This window comes from Clostridium sp. AM34-11AC (assembly GCF_003435375.1).
Taxonomy (GTDB): domain Bacteria; phylum Bacillota; class Clostridia; order Lachnospirales; family Lachnospiraceae; genus Pilosibacter; species Pilosibacter fragilis.
This window is the reverse complement of the sequence record NZ_QWGL01000053.1, coordinates 7,616-10,974: the sequence shown is the minus strand read 5'-3', so window position 1 is coordinate 10,974 and position 3,359 is coordinate 7,616. Positions and strand designations below refer to the sequence as shown.

Here is a 3,359-nt window from a genome sequence, read left to right as displayed (position 1 = left end):
CAAGGACAAGCAAGGGCAGAGCAGAACAGGCAGAGAGACGCCGAGCTGAGCAGGCAGCTCATCAGCGAGCTGAAGAAGCAAGTCGAGCAGTTAGAGAACAGCAACGAACTACTTCAGAACGCCATATCAGCCGGAATTGGGAGCCTGAGAGATGAGGTCAGAGAAAGTACCGTCCAAGAGGTAAAAAAGGCGTTACAGGCGAATATAGAGGCGGTACAGAAGGCAACAAAAGCTCTTGAAAAGCAGTCTGATACGCTTACAAGCGTAATGAAGCAGAAAGTCCGGGAGCTGGAGGAAAGCAAAAACAGCTTTTTCAGATATGAGGGCTTGAAGATATACCTGTTTTGGGGCGGTATGGTCTGTAATATTGGGACGTTTTTGATAGTGTTATATTATTTATTTGTCAAGTAAAGTTTTATAAAAATGTTATATATAATTAATGTTTTTTTGTTGAAAATATAGTATAGTAAAACAAAAAGGAGGGGATGCCAATGTACTTGTTGCTTTAGATGCTATAAAAATACATTGACATAGGAGGAAAATTAATGAGAAATATTCGCAGATCTGTAGCGTTAGCTTTGGCAGCAATAATGATGATGGCTATGAATATGGTTAGTTTTGCAGCAGATACAGCTCCTGCTGAAACCGAGGCGGTAGAATCGGTGACTCGTTCAACTAATGGAGAATCTGTTTTGCTGGATAAAGTATATTTTGCGTGTGATGGAAAAAACACAATTTCTTCTCGAGAACCTATTCCTGCTACAGCTTTAGATATTGAAAATAGAATTTTAGGAAGTATGGAGTATTTTTATGATGGTTTAGATTCATCTGGAAGACCGCAGTACACAGTTAAGGCATCTATGACGTCTAATCCATTAAAATTAAAATCCAGTAAACTTGTAACAAGAGCTGAAGGAGTAAATAGTTGGCATACAAATGAAGAAGATCATAATGGGTATACAGGAACTAATTCTCGAAGCTATGTATATACGACTCCGAATCCACCATCAAATCCATATTGTGAAGCAATATTAACCGCAACTGATGAGAAAGGTGACGAATACGCAGTATGGAAAGGAACTCTTCGTGATGCTAAGTAGAAAATACTGAAATATTGGTAAGAGTAGTGATGAAAATAAGAGGGAGTGAAGTGAGGATGAGATATTCTTAATTCACTCCCTTTTTTTAGAGGTCAAAAAGGTGCAATAAATTCATTGATAAGATAAGCGATAAGGGCGAGAGGGAGTGAGGTGTAGATATTGACACCAAAAAGGCACTCCCTTATACTTGATGGAAAAAGGTAAAATACTTCATTGATAAGATAAGCGGTGAAGGCGAGAGGGAGTGAGGTGTAGATATTGACACCAAAAAGGCACTCCCTTATACTTGAGAGAAAAAGGTGCAAAAATCTATTGATAAGATTAGCGGTCAGGCGGAGTAAGGGCAGTATATTATATAATATATCTAAGTAGGAGAAAAATATGCGTAGAAATACAAAAACAATGTATGAGTGGAGAAAGGTATATAGGGATAAAGAGGAGCTGATGTTGGAGAGAGGTTTTCCAGAGGTCAGCCCCCATGAGTTCTATCGTGACTTGTTCCCAGAGGGGAGCTTACAGAGTGCAGAGCATGACGGAAAAGGAAATGTGATTGCAACCCAGATAAGACCATCTGGAAAGGGAAGAACGAAGCAGTGGGTTATAGATGATAGTCTGAATATGCTTGATAAGGTCATAGGGGACGAGTTCGGACTGATACCGCCTATCACGTTCTATGGCAAGACACACACGAAGCAGAACGCACATGAACTGTATGCGGTTGCAATAGATATTGATTATGTCGGAAAACAGCAGTTGAAGAACCTCTTGAAGCAATTCGGGAACGGAGTACAGCTCCGACCGACCTACCTTGTGAGTTCTGGAAAGGGTGTCCATGCCTATTACTTTTTGAAAGAGCCAGTACAGTTGTATCATAATCTGGAAGATACCCTTGCGGAGCTGAAAGAAGCATTTATCCGCAGACTATGGAACGATACGAGCAGTATCAGACCAGACAGCCCAGATATAACAGGTATCTATCAAGGCTTTAGGTGTGTTGGGAGCCAGAGCAAGCTGGGGGCAGACTTCCCAGTGAAAGCCTATAAGATGTCGGATAACCGCTATACTCTGGAAGATATAAAGGACAGCATACCGAACTGTAAGGTTGATTTATCGGTACTTACAGAGAAGCCGAAGAAAGAAAAGAGTAAGCTGTCACTGGACGAAGCAAAGAAGCTGTACCCAGAGTGGTATCAAGAGCGAGTTGTAGAGGGCAGACCGAAGAAAAAAGGCACATGGGTGTGTAATGAAGCCCTTTATGAGTGGTGGAAGAACAAGATTTTTACCGAAGTAAAGGTAGGCGGTAGGTACTTCTCAATCATGGCATTGTGTGCGTATGGCTTGAAATGTGGCATATCTGAAAGACGAATAAGGCAAGATGCCTATTCATTTTTGGAGCATCTGGAGAGCCTTACAGATGATGAGGACAACCATTTTACAAGGGAAGATGTAAAGGACGCATTGAAAGCCCTCAAAGCTGATAACAAGCTACTTTCGACTATGGCAAGCCGAGAATGGATAGAGAAGCAGACGAAAGTTGTCATACCGCCAAATAAGAGGAACGGCAGAAAGCAAGCCACGCACTTAAAAATCGCACGTTTTACCCTTGAAACAATGAATGAGGACAGGGGCAAAGCTCTACAAGGGAGACCAGACAAGGCGAAGATTGTCGAAGAATGGAGAGAAAGCAACCCTCTGGGAACAAAAGCGGACTGCATCCGAGAGACAGGACTTGCAAAGCATACGGTTTATAAGTGGTGGAAGTAGGGCATACTTGAAATGCTGAAAGGCATATGCTATAATGCCAGTAGGCAAGAAAGACGAAAGTGCTCATTGTGGCACGCAAAAAGCCCCGGAGTTGCGACCTCCGGGGCTTTTCTATTCCGTTGTGGCAAGGTGGCTTATGCCTTAGGCTGGCTACCGCCTATTTATCTCCGTCCAGCCATTTGCAGATGTAGTAGGCGACTACACTTGCCAAGACAGAGAGTAAGAAAGACGAAAATATACTCATGGTGGCACACCCCCTTTCTGTACCTGTATAGGGGTGGTAGCGTTGCCCATTATACCATAGTGGCAGAAATGCCACAAGAAGCCATTTCCCCTTGTTTATTATCAGAGCCATAAGGAAAAGAGTGTCAAGGGCGGTCGAAAGACCGCAGCGTTTACCCTTGATACTCTTTTTTGTTGGCTATCATGCCGGAGGGGGAAACGGCTGTCCGTCCGTTCCGTCACTTCCCCTTGTGCTTCATTGTCTGTTCCGGC

General features: G+C 43.0%; 3 protein-coding genes. All 3 read left to right on the top strand.

The genetic code is table 11. The annotated features are described in order from the left end of the window. A partial coding sequence (locus DW826_RS16865; RefSeq protein WP_242994137.1) for a hypothetical protein occupies positions 1 to 411 on the top strand: 411 nt, incomplete at its 5' end. A 134-nt stretch (positions 412 to 545) separates the two neighbouring features. Next, complete coding sequence (locus DW826_RS16860) at positions 546 to 1,100, top strand: hypothetical protein (protein ID WP_002595445.1); 555 nt, start codon at positions 546 to 548, stop codon at positions 1,098 to 1,100. 381 nt (positions 1,101 to 1,481) lie between these two features. Further along, positions 1,482 to 2,864, top strand: coding sequence for a hypothetical protein (locus DW826_RS16855; protein WP_002595441.1), 1,383 nt, complete (start codon positions 1,482 to 1,484; stop codon positions 2,862 to 2,864). Positions 2,865 to 3,359: the final 495 nt, after the last annotated feature.